General features: G+C 52.4%; 12 protein-coding genes. 3 read left to right on the top strand and 9 right to left on the bottom strand.

Features of this window, described 5'->3' with window-relative positions:
* Positions 1-120: 120 nt before the first annotated feature.
* The 3 genes from MED297_RS00500 (at position 121) to MED297_RS00490 (ending at position 3,639) form a co-directional block, all read left to right on the top strand.
* Positions 121-1,125, top strand: a complete 1,005-nt coding sequence (locus MED297_RS00500) for a LacI family DNA-binding transcriptional regulator (protein WP_008041341.1) — start codon at positions 121-123, stop codon at positions 1,123-1,125.
* Between the two features lie 152 nt (positions 1,126-1,277).
* Positions 1,278-2,642, top strand: a complete 1,365-nt coding sequence (locus MED297_RS00495; RefSeq protein WP_008041338.1) for an MATE family efflux transporter — start codon at positions 1,278-1,280, stop codon at positions 2,640-2,642.
* Between the two features lie 19 nt (positions 2,643-2,661).
* The gene (locus tag MED297_RS00490) at positions 2,662-3,639 is read left to right on the top strand and encodes an SDR family oxidoreductase (RefSeq protein ID WP_008041337.1); all 978 of its coding nucleotides are present in this window, start codon (positions 2,662-2,664) and stop codon (positions 3,637-3,639) included.
* A gap of 8 nt (positions 3,640-3,647) precedes the next feature.
* On the opposite strand, the gene MED297_RS00485 is transcribed toward MED297_RS00490, so the two are convergent.
* The 9 genes from MED297_RS00485 to MED297_RS00445 form a co-directional block, all read right to left on the bottom strand.
* Complete coding sequence (locus MED297_RS00485) at positions 3,648-4,898, bottom strand: DUF1552 domain-containing protein (protein ID WP_008041335.1); 1,251 nt, start codon at positions 4,896-4,898, stop codon at positions 3,648-3,650.
* A 14-nt stretch (positions 4,899-4,912) separates the two neighbouring features.
* Positions 4,913-8,203: a DUF1592 domain-containing protein gene (locus MED297_RS20925; RefSeq protein ID WP_008041334.1), complete on the bottom strand. Its 3,291-nt coding sequence runs from the start codon at positions 8,201-8,203 to the stop codon at positions 4,913-4,915.
* A gap of 327 nt (positions 8,204-8,530) precedes the next feature.
* Positions 8,531-10,075: a carbohydrate-binding protein gene (locus MED297_RS20920; protein ID WP_008041332.1), complete on the bottom strand. Its 1,545-nt coding sequence runs from the start codon at positions 10,073-10,075 to the stop codon at positions 8,531-8,533.
* A gap of 523 nt (positions 10,076-10,598) precedes the next feature.
* Positions 10,599-11,495: a porin gene (locus MED297_RS00470; protein WP_008041330.1), complete on the bottom strand. Its 897-nt coding sequence runs from the start codon at positions 11,493-11,495 to the stop codon at positions 10,599-10,601.
* A 567-nt stretch (positions 11,496-12,062) separates the two neighbouring features.
* Complete coding sequence (locus tag MED297_RS00465; RefSeq protein WP_040556358.1) at positions 12,063-12,692, bottom strand: hypothetical protein; 630 nt, start codon at positions 12,690-12,692, stop codon at positions 12,063-12,065.
* Positions 12,693-12,694: 2 nt separating this feature from the next.
* The gene (locus tag MED297_RS00460) at positions 12,695-13,696 is read right to left on the bottom strand and encodes a LacI family DNA-binding transcriptional regulator (protein ID WP_008041328.1); all 1,002 of its coding nucleotides are present in this window, start codon (positions 13,694-13,696) and stop codon (positions 12,695-12,697) included.
* Between the two features lie 55 nt (positions 13,697-13,751).
* Positions 13,752-17,147: a hypothetical protein gene (locus tag MED297_RS00455; protein ID WP_008041327.1), complete on the bottom strand. Its 3,396-nt coding sequence runs from the start codon at positions 17,145-17,147 to the stop codon at positions 13,752-13,754.
* Between the two features lie 18 nt (positions 17,148-17,165).
* A complete protein-coding gene (locus tag MED297_RS00450) occupies positions 17,166-18,410 on the bottom strand; it encodes an ABC transporter substrate-binding protein (protein ID WP_008041326.1) in 1,245 nt (414 codons plus the stop codon).
* A gap of 71 nt (positions 18,411-18,481) precedes the next feature.
* Positions 18,482-20,650, bottom strand: a complete 2,169-nt coding sequence (locus tag MED297_RS00445) for a glycoside hydrolase family 16 protein (protein WP_008041325.1) — start codon at positions 20,648-20,650, stop codon at positions 18,482-18,484.
* Positions 20,651-20,768: the final 118 nt, after the last annotated feature.

The following is a 20,768-nucleotide window of genomic DNA, read 5'->3' as shown; positions in this document are numbered from 1 at the left end:
TTGAGCCGGTCAGGTTTGTTACAGGTTTTCAGGACATTTTCAGGGAAAATCGGTAGAATCCGCTTGGAAACCAACATGTAACCGGTTACATTATAACCAATCACCGCTGGGAATGCGCTCATGGCTACGATCCGACAAGTCTCTAAACATGCCAATGTCTCTGTTGCAACCGTCTCCAGAGTTGTCAACGGTAACAAATGGGTGTCGGATTCAACCCGCGAGAAAGTTCTGCAGGCCATGAAGGAACTGGGCTACAAACCCAACTCATTCGCCAAAGCGCTGGCCACCAACCGTTCTGACACGCTTGGCATGGTGGTCTCGGATCTGGCCGGTCCCTTCTTCGGTGAAATGATGCGCGCGGCCGAGGACACCGTCCGTAAGCAAGGCAAACATCTGATCATCACCAGCGGTCATGAATCGTTTGACAGCGAGATGGACGCGATCGAATTTCTGATGCAGCGGCGGGTCGATGCCCTGCTACTGCACGTTGAATCAATTCCGGATAACGATCTGATTAAGATGTGCGATGAGTACTCCATCCCCATCATTCTGATCAACCGGCGGGTACCGGAACTGGCCGATAACTGCATTTCACTCGATAACGACATGGGTGGCTATCTGGCCACTCAGCATCTGCTCGATCAGGGACATACCGCCATCGCCTGTATTGCCGGCCCGTTATTCAAAGCGGATGCCCGCGCCCGTCTGGCCGGTTATCGACGCGCCATTGAACAGGCCGGACTGCGGTACGATGAACGCCTGGTGATCGAGTCCGATTATCAGGAAGAAGGTGGCACACAGTCGATCGAGCGATTGAATCGTCGCAAGGCCGACTTTACTGCCGTCTTTGCGCATAACGATCATATGGCCATTGGCGCCATGAAAGCCTTAAAAGCCGACGGTAAACGAGTACCCGATGATGTCAGTGTTGTCGGCTACGATGACATGGTCATGGCGCGGTACACAGTGCCGGGGCTGACCACGGTGAACATCCCCGTCGCCGAGTTCGGACGTCAGGCCGCCGACCTGGCTCTGCTTAAACTGGGCGACCGGGAAGGCAGCGTGACCCAGAAATATCAGCCTGAACTCGTCGTTCGCCAATCCACCACCCGTCCCAAACGCTGAGCAGTTGGCCAAAAGTCATCTTTGTCCAGCCAAACGACTAATTAGCCGCCGCGTTCGTCTATACTCCCCCGCTGCGCCGCACCGGTGTGCAGAACCGCTTTTAGACGCCCTTAGTTTCCGGGCGACCTGATTCTCCTGACAGGACCCATTGAATGACTCAACAGACTGAACGCCTGGGCACTGCGCCCGTCGGCAAACTTTTTGTTTCCATGTCCCTGCCGATGATTTTCGCCATGTTGGTGAACGGCCTCTACAACATCGTTGATGCGATCTTTGTGACCCGCGGTGTCGGGCCTCTCGCCATTGGAGGCGTATCGATCGTCTTTCCGGTTCAGATGATTGTGTTTGCGTTTGCCGCCGTGCTGGGCAGCGGTGCTGCATCGATTGTCTCGCGTCGCCTCGGCGCAAAAGATCACGAAGCGGCACGGCATGCGGCTCAGACAACCTTAACCTTCAGCATTCTGTTTTCATTTGTCATTTGCGCGCTGGTCCTGTTGGCGATGAAACCCATCCTGTCGCTGCTGGGGGTGACCGAAGCGTTGATGCCCTACAGTGTCGACTACCTGTTACCCATCCTGCTCGGCTCCCCCATTGCCATCATGGGGGCGGTGTTTGGTGATCTGTTGCGCGCCGAAGGCAAGATGCAATACATGATGATGTTGATGCTCACCGGTTCGGTCCTGAACATGATTCTCGACCCGATCTTTATTTTTGTGTTGGATATGGGTGTTCAGGGTGCCGCCATCGCCACGGTGATTGCCCAGACCGCGGGCTTGTGCCTCGCGGTGAGTTTTTATCTGCGCGGCAAAACGGCCATTCACTTAACCGCTCGGGAATGGCGAATCGATTGGCGGGCACTGTGGCCGGTCGTGGCTCTCGGACTGCCATTTTTTATTTCCCATGCGGGAGCCTCATTCATGATTGCCACGACCAACAACGCCCTGTCTCAGGTTGGCGGTAACGCGGCGGACATTTACATCAGCGCATACGGTCTGGTCGGCCGGGTGCTGATGTTTGTTATCCTGCCACTGATCGGCATGATGATCGCGTTTCAAACCATTACCGGTTACAACTATGGGGCCGGCGAGTTAAGCCGTGTCCGAACCATGGTGCGTCTGGGTCTGACGTCCAGCTTGATTCTCTGCGGCAGCGTCAGTGCGATCATGCTGACCGTTCCTCAGGTATTTCTCGGCATTTTTACCAGCGACCCTGAGCTGCTACAACGCGCCATGCAAATCAGCCGTACGGTTTTTCTGTGCTTTACGCTGGTCGGTTCAACCTTCATCATAACCGGATACTTTCAGGCCACCGGTCACGCGCGCATGGCGCTGATTGCCTCCAGCGCCCGTGTCTATCTGTTCCTGATTCCGGCCATGCTGACGTTGCCGCGGCTGATTGGAATCGACGGCGCCTGGATGGCTTTCCCGTTGGCCGACGTCAGTTCAGCGATCCTGGCAGTGCTGCTGTTTGTTCCGTTTTACAAAGCACTGCGCTCGCAACCGACACCCGTCGCTTAAAAGGACACAAGGAGTCTGCATGCAACGTGTATTTATCACCGGCGCCACCGGTTTTCTGGGCACGAACCTGGTTCGACAGCTGATCGCTGCCGATGTTGAAGTACACGCCTTAAAGCGGCAGACGTCCGATACCCGAGAACTGGACAACTTACCGGTACATTGGCACATCGGGGATGTGACCCATCACCAATCGCTGCTGGCCGCCTGCCCGGAAAACATGGATGTGTTCTTCCATGCGGCGGCGGACACCAGCATGTGGAAACGTAAAAACACGACTCAGAATCGCATTAACCTAACCGGAACCGATAACGCCATTGCCGTGGCCATTGAGCGCCGAGCCAAGCGCTTTGTGCATACCTCCAGTATTGCCGCCTATGGCGTTCACGACACCTTGATCACTGAAGCAACGGAACAGCTCGGAGAGCAATCGTTCTGCAACTATTACCGAACCAAGCATTTATCAGAAAAAGCAGTTAAAAAAGCCGTGGCGGAACAACAACTGGATGCGGTCATTCTGAACCCTTGCCATCTGGTTGGCGCTCCGGATCATCACAACTGGTCACAGATGATCGATATGGTCGACAAGGATCGGCTACCCGGCGTACCACCCGGCCTTGGTAGCTTCTGCGATATCAAAGAGGTGGCGCGCGCGCATCTGTTAGCCGCCGAACAAGGACGTACCGGTGAGAACTATATTCTGTCGGGCAAGGATTTAAGTTTTGTGGCGTTTGTCAGTGAAATTGGCCAGATGCTTGGGAAAAAAACACCCAAGCGAGCCACACCCGCCTGGGTTTTGAAAACCTTCGCACAACTCTCCGTACTCGGCGCGAATGTTACCGGTCGCGAACCTGAACTCACGCCCGAAAAAGCACTGATTGTCTGCGACCAATTACAGGTCAGTAGTGCCAAAGCACAACAGGAGCTCGGTTACCGTGCAGATACCGACGTTCAGTCTGCATTGCGTGACTGCTACGACTGGATGCAGTCACTCTCCTGACGCGTGCCTCAGGCAATCACCTGAGACAACGCGCCGTTACCATACTGCGGTAACTCCTGTTGCAGGCCCAGCATTTCCACCGCGGTGTCAAACACGTTCATGTGTGAGCCTTGGGCATCCACAACGCTACCACCACGCAGCGCAGCTCCACCACCGGCCATCATGACCGGGGCGTGATCGGAGCTGTGTGCATTACCATCGCCCATGTCCGTTGATTGGATGATCAAGGTGCTGTCCAACAAACCGGCTTTATCGAGTTCGGTGATCAAGTAAGTCATCCGGCTCGACAAATAGGCGCGACATTCTTCGTAAGCGCCGGCCTGCCCACCGTGAATCGACTGATGATAATCCCCGGTGAAATTCAGCTCCGGTATGGCGTGCTCGGACTGGTGGTTACCGAACATAAACGACACCACATTGGTCAGATTACATTGCATCGCTAAAATAGCCGTGTCCATTTGCAGCTCTGATTCCAGCGTAAACTTCGAGTTATCGGCGGCGTCGTAAATAAAGCCGGTTTCATTCCACTCCGGATTACGACACTGCTCTTCCACCGTCTGCTCCAGGCGTTTTTCTATTTTCTCGACCGATGCCAGATGTTCATCCAACCGCTGACGTTCCGCCATGCCCAGTCGCTGAGTCAGATCGGCCAGCTCCTGTTTATGCAGATCCAAAACCCGGCGGGTGCGTTTAGTTTCGACATCCCCGGTGTTGATTGTCGAGCCGAACAACCGGTTGAAGGTCGCCAGCGGATTGTCCTGATAGTTAACTTCCGTGCCATTTTTTTTGGTCGCACTGCCGTGACCATTGCTCTGCACGCCCAACAACAGGGATGGAAAAGCGGAGACCGCGCCCAAGGTGCGTTCCAACTCAACATCGAAGGTGTTGTAAAAACCGGCGCCACCAAAGGCTTTATTGGTATTGCCGTGTCCGCCAACACCGGCACCGTCTTTATTCGCGATGGTGGCATTGCTGAAGAAAATGCAATGTTGCTTCACGCTTTCCAGAGGGGCGGTTGTGACCGGTAGTGTCAGGTCATTAGATGGCAACCACAGGTTGGTGCCGTTCACCGGCGCCCCGTCCGGAATGTATACGCAGATGACGCGTTTTATACCGGGCACCTCGGCGGCTTGCGCCGCTCGCGCCGCCATCATACCTGCGGTAAAGGTGGCGCCTTTCAACATCGGTACGGTTAAGCCGGCCTGGCCAAGCGTTTTCAGAAAATGGCGACGATTCATGTTTGCAATGGAGTGAGTCATGTTCGCGATCTCCCTTATCGTTGTTTGCGATAGCGAACAAAGTCGCTGACACCGAGCTCACGGAACGCCGCTCTCGGATTGAGGTTATTGGCCGACATCGATGAGACCATCTGATCAATACCGCATTGATAACCGGCTTTCTCATCGGGTTCGAGTTCCGGCGCGTTTTCGGCGACATGATCAAACCAGTTGTGCCCGGTTCCCATTACAAAACGAAATCCCTTTTCCGCCAGGCAGGTTTGTGTTGCCGGCAATGTCATCAGTTCATCGGACAGCGAACGTGCGCCGGTAAAGGAGATCTGATTGCCATCCGTCATCGTCTCGGTTCCGATCAGCGCACCGGAGGCGTCGATGATTTTTCCGTTAACGCCATGACTGCGCAGCAGACCTACGGCATCAAAGTTCTCCATGCCAAAACCATGAGGGTTAATGATTTCATCGTGGCAAGCACTGCAGGGTTCGTCTTTGGTCAGGAATGCATAACGCTCCCGGTTGGTAATTGATCCCTGTTGCTCGATGTAAGCTTCGAGTTGTTCGGCAACGTCTTCGCGTGCCGCATCAATGTCAGTCGGCATCGGCGGCACCGTATGGCACAGTAAGCGCTCACGAACAGCAACCGCCCGCTTAATTGGCGACGTTTCCTGCTCGTGGGCAAAACCGGCCATAAAGGCACCGCTGGTCAGAATACCGCCTCGATTCGCAAGCTCAGACACCTTGCTGAACTCATTTGACGAAACGCCCTCGATACCATAAAACGCAGCCAGTTCCTGGTTCAGGAAGGTGAAGTTGCTGTAGAGGTTACTGACCGGTTGCTCACCATCAAACATGACATGCCGGAAAATCTCCCGCACTTCCTGGGCCATCAGTTTGCGTATGCCGGTTGTGAACTTAGGATACAGCTCAGCATCTTTCGCCGCCGACAGGACGTTATCGGTCGCCAGCCATTGAGCGGCAAACTCACCGAAGTGATGCCGGGCCGTTTCCGTCTGCAGAAGGCGCGCAATCTGATACTCAAGCTGGGCATCGGTAACCAGCTCGTTGTTGGCGGCCGCCGCAAACAACTCAGCGTCCGGCATGGTTCCGGTGTAGGTGTAAGACAGGAACGACGCGATTTCATGTTGAGTCAGCACATAGGCGTCATCATCAAGCTCTTCTGGTGGCTCGGGCTGTTCTACTTCAATCGCCGGTGCAAAATCGATCTGTTTGATATCGATACTGCCGACACCTTCCTGCAGGAACTGCACGTACACACCATGCACATCGGGTGTAGGCGCGTCTGGTCCTTCGAGCACAAACACGTAGGTTTTCTCGAGGCTGGAGTCGAGCGTGACACGAAGATCGAATGCATTGTTATAGGCACTTAACCGCAGAGTCGGGTAATCATCGTTTACCGGATTGGCTTTCGCCGTCACCATGATCAGGTCACTTCCGGAGTATTGATAATAATTGGCGCTTTCCATGTAACGCCCCCAGTTGTTGTTACTGTTACTGAGCGTTTTATAGTCGCCGGTTGCGCCCATACCTTCTGCGGTGAGCGTGTAGCCGATGTCTCCCGGTTGATAAGACTTATCTCCGTTAGAGACCCGATCACGCAAGGCGGTTACCGGCTCGCCCATTTCAAAGCGGTACAGGAAATAAGGCGACGTAATGGCGGCACGCAGAGCGGCCTTGATACCTTCGGCATTGCTGCCACCACTATAGGTCGGTGAAAAGAACACCTGAAAGCGAGCTTTTTCGTCATCCGTTAAGGGGCGTCGATACGCTTTCCAGGCAAAGTCATTCACAAAGGCTTGCGCACAGGCAGTATTGGACAGGCCCTCACAGTCGGTAACGCCCGCGAAGCCATCCTGCTCGGCAAACGCCACAGCGCTGTCAGCAATGCTCATGTAGGCATCCATATAGGCTTGCGTCACCGAGGTTTGCGTCTGGTTACTGAACCCTTCGACAAGCGTATCTGCCGGCACGCCGCGAGCGTTCGACACCACTGTGTAGCCCAACAGATCGTATAACGTTGCTTCGTACTCACTTTGCGTCAGCAGGCGCATTTGTCGTCGGCCGTAGTTGACCTCGGAAGGCGCACAGGCAACGCCTGTATCGTCCGGTCGCCAGGATTGAATGTAGGCGGCAATATCCCGAGCACAGGCCTCATCACACAAAGTGGGCGTCGTCGGCATATAAAGGTCGATATAGTCGGCCAGGCTGTAGGTTTCGCCAGGAGCAGAGCTGTGTTGATACACGGCTTTAAAAGGGTCCAGATTTGGGACATTCGGCAGTTGTGCCGTCCCGTCTGCGCCGTGACAACCGGAACAGCTCAGTTGAACATTTTCGTACAGCAGCTTGCCATTGGCGGCATTTGGTTCACCACCTGAGTCGCCGCCGGAATCGCCACCAGAGTCACCGCCGGAATCACCACCAGAGTCACCACCGGAATCACCGCCAGAGTCGCCACCAGAGTCACCACCGGAATCACCGCCAGAGTCACCACCGGAATCACCGCCAGAGTCACCACCGGAATCACCGCCAGAGTCACCACCGGAATCACCGCCAGAGTCGCCACCAGAGTCGCCACCAGAGTCACCACCGGAATCACCGCCAGAGTCACCACCTGATCCATCGTCTGTTACCCAGGTTTCAATAAAAGCGGCCACATCGGCGGCACACTGCTGCTGACATTTCGGTGCATTACCCGGCCCCATATAGGAGTCGATGTACTCGGGCAAAGACATGCTCAAAGCGGGCGCAGACGAATGCGCGTAAGCTGGCCGATCGGCGACCAACGGATACAGTCCTCCGCCTTGCTCGCCATGACAGGTCTGACAATTTTTAGCAACAAACAACTCGGCGCCTCTGCCCGCATCGCCGTTCAGCGAATCAACATCGCCACCGGAGCTTCCACCGTCGTTACCACTGTCACTACCGCCATCTGATCCGCCATCACCCGAATCGTCATTACCGGAGTTGTCATCGCCATCGGATCGCTCCCAGGTTCGGATGTATGCAGCCACGTTCTCGGCGCAGTCACCTCGGCACGTGATGCCTCGCTGCATATTGGCTTCGATAAAAGCCGCGAGCGTCTTACCGCCATAAGTGCTTCGAGTCGGATCAATAGCCGGCAAAGCCGATGAACCCAGCCCCTCACCTTTGACGCCATGGCAGCTGACGCACAATGCCTCATAGGCTCGCTTGCCGGCATCAATGCCGCTTTCGTTTCGGGTGTTTTCAAAGTTGGTGTTACCGCATGCAAACAGCAAAATCGCTGGCAGCAAGATACTGAGCGCCCTCTTGGCGCGATGATAGATTTCCATGTTCAATCCGTCCTCTCTCGACCCGGACCTCGTTGCAAGACAGTGAGGTAATTCCCTGGGTAACGGTTTGGGTGTTGTGAATGAGGCATTTGCCTTCGTTATCGGTAACACACCCTATCGGAGTTTTTACGGTTTTTTAGGAACGAGTTCGCAGCAAATCGGAACAATGGTCGTTTTTTAGCGCTTGTTCACAAGAAAGCTGTAACCAGTTACAGGAAATGAGACCTGTGTCATATAGAGAATGAGAATTGGTATTGTCAGAGAGGACATTTAAAACCGTCTGCAGGGAGCCACGCCGACTGACGTCACTCCCTGCCTTTGTGCTACTTAGCGTATGAGTTCGATCCAGTTCAGGTTCCAACCGCCTTGTGCGGCATAGACACCCAAGGTTACTGGGCCTTGTTCAAGCTCGACCGTCGTCGTGACAGTCTGCCAGCTCTGCCAACCGCCTGTGGCCGGAACCTCGACCGTTGCCAATACCGAGGCGCCGGCGTCACGATCCAGCACCAGAGTACCGCCGTTAGTACTGGCAACCCGCAATGTCAGCTCATAGGTTCCTGCCTGCGGAATATCGATGGTGGGATAGGCCATCCAATCCCCCGTGTCGACCCAACCCACGTTCTGACCACCGCCGGTATCGGTCGTTGCCTCAAGCTGCACACCGGACATGCTTTGATAAGCCTCGGCTTCAATGCGTAACTCGAAGGTGTCGGGGTTATCCTGTCCATCTTCAACACCGTAGGGATCCGGCAAGGTCTCACAGGTCAACCGGCCGACACAGTCCGTATTGTTCTGCCAGCCCCAACCTGACTCCACATGAGTACAAATCGGGTATCGGGTGCCCCACCAGTTACAGACATCACCGGTTGTTGGAGGCTCGCTGCCGTTGTCGTCATCATCGGAGTCCGGTACCGGACAACCATTGCTTTCAGAGCTTTCGGTGTCCACAAACGACGTGCCGTTTTGACGAAAACAACTCACCGTCTGTTCGACGTCGTCCGTTGATAGCTGAGCGTCTTTTTCAAAATACACCCAATCGACATCTTCCCAGTATTCCCGCGAGTCCTCTCGGTTCAGATAGCCTCGTCGCTGGCAGGCGGCATCGAAGCAGTCATTGCTGAACCAGATCTGAAACATCAGATACATCGGGTAATCCGGAGCAACGTCACCGCTGAACTCGGTTTGGAACTCACCGTCGATATAAAAACTGATATGCCCGTCAGTGACATTCATGACCAGGGTGTGCCAGCCTTGCAGGCTGCCGACCGTTTTGGTGACACCGTGATTGGCCGGGTCAGACCAATCCACGATCCGATAGGTACCAGACCACATAGCCGGCTCATCGCTGCCAGACCACCAGCCCCCATTGGGCAAATATTCAAAGTCGATTTCGCTGTACGGCTCGGTCAGCTCGATGTAATCCGTTAAACCAAAAAAGGTTTGAATAACCGTATCGCCATCAGGTCCTGCTGACGGTGCATCGTTGAAATACATCCGAGCAGCCCAAGTCCCGTTTTTGTACTCCTGTTCTGAACGTGCCACTTCGGCCTGAACACTTTGACCTCTTAACGCCTGATTGTTCTGAATGTTAGTGCCGCTGATGTTGGTTCCAGCCGACAAACGCATCGACGTTTCACCCTGCGCGTCGGTGACGAAACGCACGTTATCCGCACTCCACTGACCATTACTCAAACCAGGCCCCCCTTGCCAGGTTCGCACCTGCCAACCATTGCTGCTGAGCTGATTCACATTCTCGTAATGAAAGTCATCAAAAAGTCGCTGCTGCGCTTGGGCCGTAACCGCTGAAACACTCAACAGGCACATGGAGAAAGAGGCGATGCCAAACGCTCGCCCTACGGTAGTTGCTAACATGATCTTTCCTTATTCTTTATATGAGACAAATGACCTATTGGTCATGCACTTGCTGTCCTCTGATTTCACTCGACGATGACCATGATAAAGAGCACGAAGCGCAAAAAAATCTGACTCAGTCGCAAGAATGCAGTGCTGGATAATTTTGAAGACTACGATCGATGGGTGCAAAAGATGAGAACTTTATCGTTCAGATAGAGAGGATGCAGGCAGATAGCAAAACAAAAATGGAAGGCTAAAAAAAGCGGCGGCGAACTCGTCAGCACGTGGCAGTAACCGATGAATCGCCCTGATGCCGCTAAACGTTTTTGGGAAATCATTGAAGCTAAATTTAAAATTCAAACTTCAATTGCCAGGACTTGCCACAGACCTGGTCATTTGCCAACGTTACCAGCGCTGGCAAATCTGGTTGAACGCGTACCCACTCCAGTGAGCCCACCTTCATGAAAATTTGGCATGGCCCAATCAATGATCGGGCCTTTTTTTGGACAGGCAACACATCAGTTGCCTGTGTCGTCTGAGATTAGAAGCTCAGAGACAGACCGGCAGCAAAGCCCAGGTCATCTTGGGTGTCGGCATAACCGTCACCACCATACTGTGCAACTTCCGCAAAGGTTGAAGCATTAGCGGTCAGGTCATAAGAAGCGTTTGCGTACACACCCCATGGGGCTTCATCATTTGCGTCCGCCAGCTCCATGCCATAACCGGCTGCCACAGTCAGTTTGTCAGTGGCCGCGTAAGAACCGGCGACTTCGAGAGCAGACACTTCGGTTTCCGTTGAATAGCTGTATTCAGCACCCACGGTTAACGCGTCAAGGCTATAGGCAGCGCTGGCACCAAAGAGAGTGTCATCGGCACCGGAAATGCTGGTTGACTGAACAAAGCCCGCTACGGAAACACCCTCCAGATCTACGGAGGCATACAGATCGTAAAGTGAATCTTCAGCATCGGTCGCCGCATACTCGGTCGCGGCCGCAACACTGATGCCATCTTTCTCGTAAGCCACTTTAATAACGTCATCGCCAGAAGATTTTGCGATCACGTTACCAAAACCAAACCACTGGTCTTTACCGATGCCAAAGGCATCTGCTGCTGTGGCATGCTTACCAACAGTCAGAGTCGTCGCACCGTAAGTGGCACCGACATAGTTGTCACCCAGCACACCACTGTCCAAAGAGAAGTAACCAAACAAAGTTACATCGTCGTTCAACTCAGATGCAATTTTGAAGTTTACGTCAGCCGCGTCTTTGGACAGCTGAACGTCAGAATCGACCGTATTGCTTTTTTCAACAACCCAGGCCGCGTCGGCACCAACAGAAAGAGACAGACCTTCGTTTTCATAAACAGTTTCTGCAGCCTGTACACCAGCGGCCGCGAGTGCGATTGAAGAAACCGCAATGGAAAGTGGCAATTTTTTCATAGTGTTTTCACCATTGATTGACTTAAAAATTTTTATAAGAGCTTAACCAGCATCCGAAAACTGATGCCGGATAAGCCGAAAGCACGCGCAATGTATCACCGGTTTTTCGGGTCAACAACGAGGCTCAAAAAACGATGACACCCTTGCGTAAACGTTGTGAAAACGCCCTGGCAAAAACATACCGACAACAACTGCTTTGGCAATAAATAGAATATTTACTCAATATGACGATAGTCATTTTTACAGTGTTCAATAATTATTTAGAATATTTACTCAAGGTGTCTTTGGTCATATTTACCGATATAACCCAACCCAAGATTGTAAAGATCAGATGATTTTTTAAGCACGTTTTTAAAGTGCTCGCGATAATGTTTTGATCGTAAAGAAACTGCAAACGGACATCCGTCTTTTGGCACTTGACGAGTCCGACGGACTTGCTCCTCATGATTGTTCATCCGCCGTGGGAAACAAATAGAGCAGTCTCTGGGCCGCCAGAATCAAGCACGGTAAGCCATTGTCTTAGGGTAAGGAACGAGGGAGGTTGTAATCAGTGAATGCAAGCAGGGGTCAGTTCAAGGCGCTCACGGGCATTAATCCAAGCATTAACGCAACAGGTACCACGCCGGTCGCTGGAATGATGATCATCAGAAATCGCCACCAGGGCATCATGAGCACCAGGGATGCCAATAATGCGACACCGCCACCCCCGCCGATGACCCAGTTACCCGGTACATTCAGAGCCACAGCAACAAAAAAGACCGGACGCCGACGACTGAGAGAGACCGCCCGTGCGACCAATCCAGGGTCGGACGAGGTTTGCTGTTGCTGGTAGCGGTTTTCTACCTGGGTTAATCGCTGTTGATACCAAGCCGTTTTTCTGAACAGACGACCTGCAAAGAATCCGGTCATCAGGCCTACCCAGGTTGCTATCCAGGCACCGACAATACCCGGCAAGCCGAACATCGCCATGATCAACCAGCCCACTTCGACACTGGGCATAAACGGGATGGCCAAGAGCAGGGCATAAAAACACAGCGTAATGATCAGCCACGAAACACTCGGCTCAGAAGGAGTAAACATGTCCAATAAACCATCGCCACGTTGAGACACTAAAATGATCAGAGAGATCAGCGTCACCATAGGCAACAACCAGCGACGCACTCGCCAGAATAATGCGACGTCAGTAGGCCGATTCATCACTACCGACTCGGAGGAGGCGCCACGCTATCTCGGATCACAAGCGACGGGGTAAACTTCAGACCGGAGGCCTTTTGCTTGTGGTAGATCTCCTGAATGGCCGATCGTGCACAGGCTTTGGCCATATCGAAGGCAGGAAAGTCAATGGTCGTCAGCTTGGGACTGACATACTGCGCCATCAATTGATTATCGAACCCGATAACAGACAAATCTTTAGGAACCGAAAGGCCTTTTGCCCGGGCCCATTCCAACGCCCCAATGGCCATTTCATCACTGCCGGCAAAGACCGCGGTAAAATCCAGGCGCTCTTCATCAAACGAACGCATGGCCGTCAGGCCGCCCTGTAAATCGAAGACGGTATGGCAGATATGCTTTGCTGAGTAGGTGAGTCCGGCCTCTTTCATCGCACGTTTATAGCCGGCGACCCGCTCACGGGCATCCTGCTTGTATTTCTGACCTGCCGCACAGACGATCTGCTCGTGGCCCTGTTCGATCAGGTAACGCGTTGCGGCATAGCCACCGTACTCGTTATCAAGCCACATATTGCGATCTTCCAGCTTTTCAAAGTGCTGGTTAATCAGATAAATCGGCAGTTCTTTACTGAGCGCCAGCAGGTCTTCTTCATGCAACCCTTCGGTGAGCAGAATCAAACCATCGACCTTACGGGCTCTGAGATAGTTGATAACCTCACGTTCCTGATCAATATCGCCGTGGCCGGCACCAATAATGACGTGACGATTATGACGACGCAGCTCTTCTTCGACCCCGGACATCACCGGGCCATAAAAGGGACCATCGAGCCATGAAACCACCATCCCCAAGGTGTTGGACCGGTTCCCGGCTAACGACTGGGCGGCGGAGTTGGGTGTATACCCCAGCTCCTCCATGGCGGCTTTTACCCGGGCTTTGGTTTCTGCTCGAACGCGATCACTGCCGTTCATCACACGGGAAACGGTGGCCAGAGAGACTCCGGCCAGTTCTGAGACTTCTTTGATGGTAGGCATGAGGTAGCAGAATTCCTGATAGATGCGCTAGCGTTCAGGAATTCTGCGCTGGGGGTCAGGCCTTGTCAAATGGCACAAAGATATCGATACGTGCCAGCTCACCACTTCGCTCCGTCAGGTGTTGAATCACTGACCCTTCCAGTGTCGGCGCCTCCAGCACCTCATGGCGACCATTGCTCCACAACACCTCGATAGTGACCGCATTACTCTGCTTGGACTGGTGATAAACAAACGGGACCTGAGCCAACGTCATCGCCATGGTGCCGGCGGGTAACGCCAGTGTCTGCCAGCCGGAGCCGACCGACAGATACGTAAACTCAGACTCACCTGCGTTAAACTCGGAAGGCTTTAATAGCGCCGGATCGACAGTCAACGCACCTTGCCGCCACTGCAACCCCAACTCACCCAGGCGGGTAATCAGCTCTTCTTTAACCTGTCCTGTCATCCCAGGTTGCCGTGCTATGCCGGTCTCCGGTGTATGGCTGTACGGATCCGTTGGGAACGCCCCATATTGTGCAGGTGTTTTATTAAACCCGATACCGGCTCGGATATCGTAATAGCACTCGGCCAGTGCGTCAGCGACCGAAGCGCCCTGTGCACGTGCCTGCCACCAGTTCTCCTGTGCAGCCAGTAACAGCTTCGACACCATGTGCCAATAGGTGCTGCCTAGACCTTCATAGGCAAAGAACGACCCGGAACGACCGGTGAAGGAGCGATGATTAAAGGTTGTCTCATAAGCCTGTTCGATGTGTCGGTTCTGCTCCTCAGTAAACTCAAGGCTGTTTAAATCCGCCTGTAAGTCCTTAGCGTTGCGATAGTGCACATTAAAGTGATACTCACCGTCCGCACTCTGATACAGCACGTGTTCTGCCAGTAACCGGGATTTCACATCACGCATCTGCTGGAGAGCCGTGTCCGGAATGTGATTCTTTTCGGTAAATGCCGGAAGCTGCCGGTTCGGGTAAAGCAGATAGGTGTGTTGATCTTCCCGATAAAGATCGCTCTTACGGAGAGCCTCCAGCACAGACAATGCCTGCTCGGGCGACAAGCGATTGGCCGATAACATGGCAACCTGTCCTTCCAGCATCAGTGGCAGATGTTCAATTTCCGCCGTGCCTGCACCCAGATGCAGTACGTTGTAACCATGGAACAACGCATCGGGACGCTGGTTCGCATCCAATGTTTGTCCGATGACCGGAATCACGTCATCCAGAAAGCCCAACAGTTCCTTGACGGAAATTTCAACCGCCGTATCTGCCAGCCCTGTCTGATACAGACCCTCTCGATAGCGATCCGCTGAAATTACCAACGCCTGCAGGTCGTTATAACGCGACTGAGAAGTGACACCGCTCATCGAACGGAACTGCTGATGCACACTGAACAGCCAATCCTTAACCGAAACATTGATTGACACCGCCCCTTTCTGGGTCGACAGCAAGTCTCGCATAAACAGCAGATGCCGGTGCAGATAGGCCACGGTCACAACCGACATCCCCCAGCCTGCCAACGCATTATTGGCATCGTTCCATTCCGGACGCTGCGTGTTCATCCACAGGCCGCCTTCAGGGACGAAGTTGCTCAGTTTGGCCAGCCACAAGGTCAGCAGTTTCTCGATCAGGTTGCTGTGAACCACCGCGCCTTCACTGTCGAGCAGCAACTTACCATCACTGCCCATGGTGGCCACACGTGCTTCGATTTCCTGATTCAGCGCCTCGTCAAAGCGAATGCTGTCGTATGGGTCACGTTCAAGATCGACAAATTTTTTGATGCGATAGGGAACATTCGCGTAACTGAACCGTGGTTCAACCATCGCGGCCTGGAACCAGTCCGGATCAATCTGCGCCTGAAGCTCAAGCAACTTAGACAGATAAATAATCTGGTGATCGCTCCAGTAGCCGATGTTAGCCCAAGCATTGCCAGGCTCCGGTTCTTCCCACTCAATGCCCTGACGGGTCACCCGATAAGGGTTATAACCATCTGCGGTGGTCGCATTTAAAAAGGCTGAGATCATGGCTGGTAGAAACTTAGGATAGCTGTAGGCCAGCGGTTCCCAGTTCTGGAAAATATCCCGCCAGTTCCCCTGATAGTCTTTGATCAGTTCGCCATGCTCGTTTTTCAGGTTGATTGAAAACTTGTTCCAGGGTCGAGACGGGTCGCCATGGCGGCGACTGAAACTGATGGGCAGGTACTCGCGAACCAAGCGTCGCAGATCGACCGAATCACACGCCGCTAATGCCGGTTCCAGCTCCACCAACGACAGGGTTTCCGGAAGTGTCGACCACCAACTGTAATCTTTGAGGGCGTGTTGCCGCGTGATAACAAAATCCATCAGATCCTGTTTGTCGATCTGATAACCGTCTTCAAAAAAGCCACCTCGCATCATGTTAAACAAGGCATTGGCCTGATGGTGCACGCAAGTCGCTTCTTCTGCACCAGTTTGCAAACCGTCGACTTTTGCCAGATGCGCTCGCAGAGTTTCAGAACCGATCTGAATGTCGGCGTCGATTTGCTGACCGATATCCTGGCGGTGAACCAGATGCTTCAATAAAGCAATGTCAGACGCATTCTGATCCACTTCCAATACCTGCATCCATTCAATGGACTCGCCGGGGTTAACTGAAATGTCGGCCGTCAGGAAATAAGCCCCACGTTGCCCTCGCATCCGCGCATCGGTGGTTAACGCCTGTTCCTGAACAAAATGTTCTGGCGCCGACGAATCCATCGTCACCGTCGGTTTGAACGCATCGCCTTTGACATGATGCCAAACGGTGTTGGCCAGCAGACTCTCAGATGGCTCTGCCAGATCCGTCAGTCGCGAACTGAGGTAATAGGCCGCAACGTTCTGATCATGACAATCGGACGACTTATAAGCATCCAATAACACGCTGTTATTGGTCTGCAGGTCGGAATCGATATTGGCCGGCAGCAAGTTCTGCAATCCGTCCAGAATCGACAAGGCACGAACCTGATCACTCTGGTTAGTCAGTGTTACAGTTCGCACCAAGCCATAGCGGTCACTGAAGGACCAGCCGTAATCAAACTGCAGACCATTTTTCTGTTCGCTGAAATAAAGCTGGTCACCCAGTGCTGACTTATACAGTGTTCGGTGCCCCGGCTTATTCAATAAGGACCCGGTTGCAAAGGGTTGCCAAAGTTCACCTTGCTCGCGGATCAGCGTCATTGGCCCGGTGCAATGGGCCATGTCGCTGATCTTGTCCTCGGTATAATACGGAAACAAAGCATGCTGTGCATTGCGACGGCCGGCGGTCAGGCCACCATTGCTGGAAATAAACAACCAGTGATCGTAAGCGCTGACCACCGACATGAAGAAGTTCGACATTTGGTTATAGTTGTCGATTCGGTAAAAACGCTGACCACGGAACGAACAGAACTCTCCGGTCGCTTCGGCTGTCTTTGGCAAGGAGGTCACCTTCGTTAATTGCACAGACATTGAGATTTCCTTGAACAGTTAAATTTTATAAAGGGCAATGCGGATAGCCTTGGCCAGATTTTTGGCCCCCTCTTCAGGTGTCATGCTCGTATCCGCAACAAACTCGTTGACCGCGTCATACACACTTTTCTGCACGCCTTCGGGTGCGGCCATGCCCGCGGCCAGACTTGGTTGTAATGTGTTTGTGGTGTGAGATGAACGAAACTCACGCATCGCTCGCACGGCGCACCGGTCAAAACCATAAGGACTGATATCCAGCCTAGCCGGTATTGAGCCTTCGCGCAGATTCAGATCGGTCAAAACGGTTTCTGTAAACAACAGTTTGGCCATAATGTCTGAGTTCAGTTCATCGGTATCCCTGAACATCACCACACTGTTCAGGTTATACAAAAACTTAGCCGACGCTTCCGGAAACGGGGCGCAGACAAGCTGCTCGGGCAAGTTGCCGTTCGTATCGACGAACATGGGTTTAATCCAGTCTCCGGCAAAAAGGACCTGGCCTTCGCCGTTGGCTAATGCTTTGGCAGCCGACTCCCAATCGGGATATTGATGTTCGTTCAGAAGCGGCCGTAAACGAGCCATCATCCGGAACACATCGACCATGTCGTCACTTTTCAGTTGGCGATAATCAAAATCTTTAAAGGTAGATTGATAAAACGCAGAGCCTTTCAACCCCAAGAGTATCGACTCTAGAATCAGTGTGTATTGAGCCGGGTCATCTACCGTAATCAGATGTCGTTGCCCACTCGCACCGCCATCCATAAAATCAAAAAACGCTTTCCAGGTTTTTGGTGCCGGCATCGTTTTATTGCCGACATTCAAGGCGTTGCCATTCATCCACATCCAGTTGCTGCGATGAATCTGGGTCGGCACAGCAAACAGATTATCCTGAAAAGAAATGTCTTCACGAATGGTTTGTGGCAATCGTGAGGACCATTGATGCTGCCTAGCGGCATCATCAAGATTATTAATAAACCCCAGAGCAGCCCAACGACGAATGGTCGCCCCTGGAATCTGAGCGGCGTTAGGTAAATTAGAGGTCACCGCCTGTTGACGGATTTCATCGACCATCTGTAAATCGGTGCCCTGATACGCCAGGACATTCCATTGATCATTCGTTCGTAAACCGATCGTACTTTGTAAGACGTTCCGGTTTTCTTCATCGGTGGCCATGACTAGGTTCATGGCCTGTGTTGTCGCTGATGAAGCAAACACGAGCACCACGGCGGCGCTTATCAGTTTTGTTTTTATCGTGTTCATCATGGGTACCACACTAGATTACTGCATATTGATAAGAGTGCTCTGGAACTCCAGAGCACTCTTGTTCTTATGTGTTAATCAAACTTAACGTTATCGAGAAGATATTCAGCACCGACACCTGCGCCCCATGTCGGGAACACCATCACCACGTCAATAGCGGTGATATCCAAACCTTGATCAGCAAGATCTGCGATCGGGAAGGTGTAGTGTTGCCAAGTATCTAATGCAGGCACTTCTCCTTCTAAGCTGGTTTGAAGATTAATCTCAACAGCTTCCGCACCGTTATTACTTTCAACTTTAAGCTTCCAGTTGGTAACCCCATTGTCTGGGTGTGAGAGCATCTTCATATCAAACTCAAGGTCCGTATTAGAGCTTGCATCATGGGGTGCTCCTGCAACTGCTCCATGTGACCCGCGTGATGAGAACCCGGCGACTGTGGAGGTATGAGTTTCAAATCGAACGACATTGCCATAAAGAGCGTCACCGGAATCAACTTCAACAGGCTGATAGCCGTCTGCACAGCAATCCCAAGCTGTCCATGCCGGATTGATTCCATCTTCGTAGACCGTCAATGGACCTGTTGTCGGATCGACTTCTGGCCAAACCGGAGCATCTGGATAAAACTTAGTAAACTTCACATTGTCTATCAGGAACTGAGCACCCTGGCCATTACCCCAGGCAGGAGCAACCATAACGATATCAATGGCATGAACATCTAATGTATGCCCCTCGGTTGCAAGAACCTCATCCATACGGAAAGTGTAGTGCTGCCATGTGTTGAGTTCTGGTGAAACACCTTCTTCACTTGTGTTTAGATTTACTTCTACAAATGATGACTCACCGCCGCTTTCTAACTTCAAGATCCATGCTGTATCGGTAACTTCCGGGAGCGCTGTCATTTTCAGATCAAACTCAAGAGTATGGTCCGCACTGGCGTTGTGAGCGACGCCGGCCTCTCGACCATTAAAACCAACAATGGTTCCGCCCCATTCCGGATGATTGGAAATATCAAATTGCAATACGTTTCCGTATTCAGGATCGACGTCGGCAACCAATGCTGGCGTTGTTCCACCACAACAATCCCAAGCAGCCCATTCCTCATCAATCGCCTCTTCAAATAAAACCAAAGAGTCTTCAACAAGTTCTGGAGGTTCATGACCTTCGCTCACTTCAAAGCTATCCGGTTCGCCTTTTGACCCGCAAGCGACCCCTGTTGCATCGTCTTTGCATTGGTAAACACGGACATAGTCGATCTGCATTTCGGCTTCGGTCAGGTCTGGATCAACACCGCCTTCATTCACATTAGCAGCCCAGTCACCACCTATTGCCAAGTTCATGATCAGGTGGAAGGGCTGGTTATAGGGTGCATCCGCTTCACCTTCGACCCAATCTCCATTTTCCTGCTGATAATGGTTGTACCAGCCATCTTGAGTTTGTGTTGCAAAGTGTTCGCCGTCGATAAACCAGCGAATCTCACCCTTTTCCCACTCAATGGTATAAACATGAAAATCATCGGCCGGGTTAATATTGATATCGCCGAAGTCATGTTCAACACCGCTGTAAACATTATTTGGCCAAGTTGCTCCATAATGCAGCGTGCCATGGACGCGATTTTCCGGCACTGTCTCACCATCAATAACACGATCGGCTTTCAGGTTTACCGCTTCCATGATGTCGATCTCACCAGAAGCCGCCCATCCACCATAGGCCCAATCGGTTGGCAGCATCCAAATCGCTGGCCAGGTGCCTTGACCTTCTGGCAATTTTGCTCGAATTTCAAAACGACCGTACTGCCAGTCATTTCTGAAATTGAAACCCTCGCCTTGTGCGTAATCAAGCGGACTGATTGATCTTAACCGGGCTGAACTGAAATCCTGACTCTTAAGTTCATTAGGATCATAATCAGCGCTGTCCGGGTTATGAACAGGTCCTTCAATCGATTCGCGAATAGCTTTTAAGTGAAGCTTCCCTTCTTCGACAAAGGCATTATCCGGCTCATCAACATAGCATTGATGCTCGTTATTACCGCCGCCCCAACAGTTCACCTCAAAGGCCCATTTACTGTCGTCAATGACGTCAGCATCAAACTCGTCGGACCAAACTAACTCCCAACCTTTTTCATCATAAAAGTCGCCATCTGAACCCGGCCCTGTTGGATCGTCATCCGGATTACAGCCGGTGACGACAAGCGCTGCCAGCGAGATGGCAAACAGCGATGTTTTTTTTGTATTTGTATTAATCATCACGTTCTTCCTGGTTTATAACAAGTTAAATTGTAAGCGCTTACATTTTAAGGCGAAAAAAGCGGGTCCGAAGACCCTTAAGGTGACTCCCCCTGATGAAGGACAGTACGGCTTTAAA

The organism is Reinekea blandensis MED297 (assembly GCF_000153185.1).
Classification (GTDB): Bacteria; Pseudomonadota; Gammaproteobacteria; order Pseudomonadales; family Natronospirillaceae; genus Reinekea; species Reinekea blandensis.
Note: the sequence above shows the minus strand (reverse complement) of the source record. Positions and strands in the feature narration are given on the sequence as shown.

Coding starts and splice junctions, on each gene's coding strand:
- MED297_RS00465 (WP_040556358.1), bottom strand. CDS start 12,692: ATGAATCGGCCTACTGACGTCGCATTATTCTGGCGAGTGCGTCGCTGG.
- MED297_RS00445 (WP_008041325.1), bottom strand. CDS start 20,650: ATGATTAATACAAATACAAAAAAAACATCGCTGTTTGCCATCTCGCTG.
- MED297_RS00460 (WP_008041328.1), bottom strand. CDS start 13,696: ATGCCTACCATCAAAGAAGTCTCAGAACTGGCCGGAGTCTCTCTGGCC.
- MED297_RS00470 (WP_008041330.1), bottom strand. CDS start 11,495: ATGAAAAAATTGCCACTTTCCATTGCGGTTTCTTCAATCGCACTCGCG.
- MED297_RS00490 (WP_008041337.1), top strand. CDS start 2,662: ATGCAACGTGTATTTATCACCGGCGCCACCGGTTTTCTGGGCACGAAC.
- MED297_RS00495 (WP_008041338.1), top strand. CDS start 1,278: ATGACTCAACAGACTGAACGCCTGGGCACTGCGCCCGTCGGCAAACTT.
- MED297_RS00450 (WP_008041326.1), bottom strand. CDS start 18,410: ATGATGAACACGATAAAAACAAAACTGATAAGCGCCGCCGTGGTGCTC.
- MED297_RS00455 (WP_008041327.1), bottom strand. CDS start 17,147: ATGTCTGTGCAATTAACGAAGGTGACCTCCTTGCCAAAGACAGCCGAA.
- MED297_RS20925 (WP_008041334.1), bottom strand. CDS start 8,203: ATGGAAATCTATCATCGCGCCAAGAGGGCGCTCAGTATCTTGCTGCCA.
- MED297_RS20920 (WP_008041332.1), bottom strand. CDS start 10,075: ATGTTAGCAACTACCGTAGGGCGAGCGTTTGGCATCGCCTCTTTCTCC.
- MED297_RS00500 (WP_008041341.1), top strand. CDS start 121: ATGGCTACGATCCGACAAGTCTCTAAACATGCCAATGTCTCTGTTGCA.
- MED297_RS00485 (WP_008041335.1), bottom strand. CDS start 4,898: ATGACTCACTCCATTGCAAACATGAATCGTCGCCATTTTCTGAAAACG.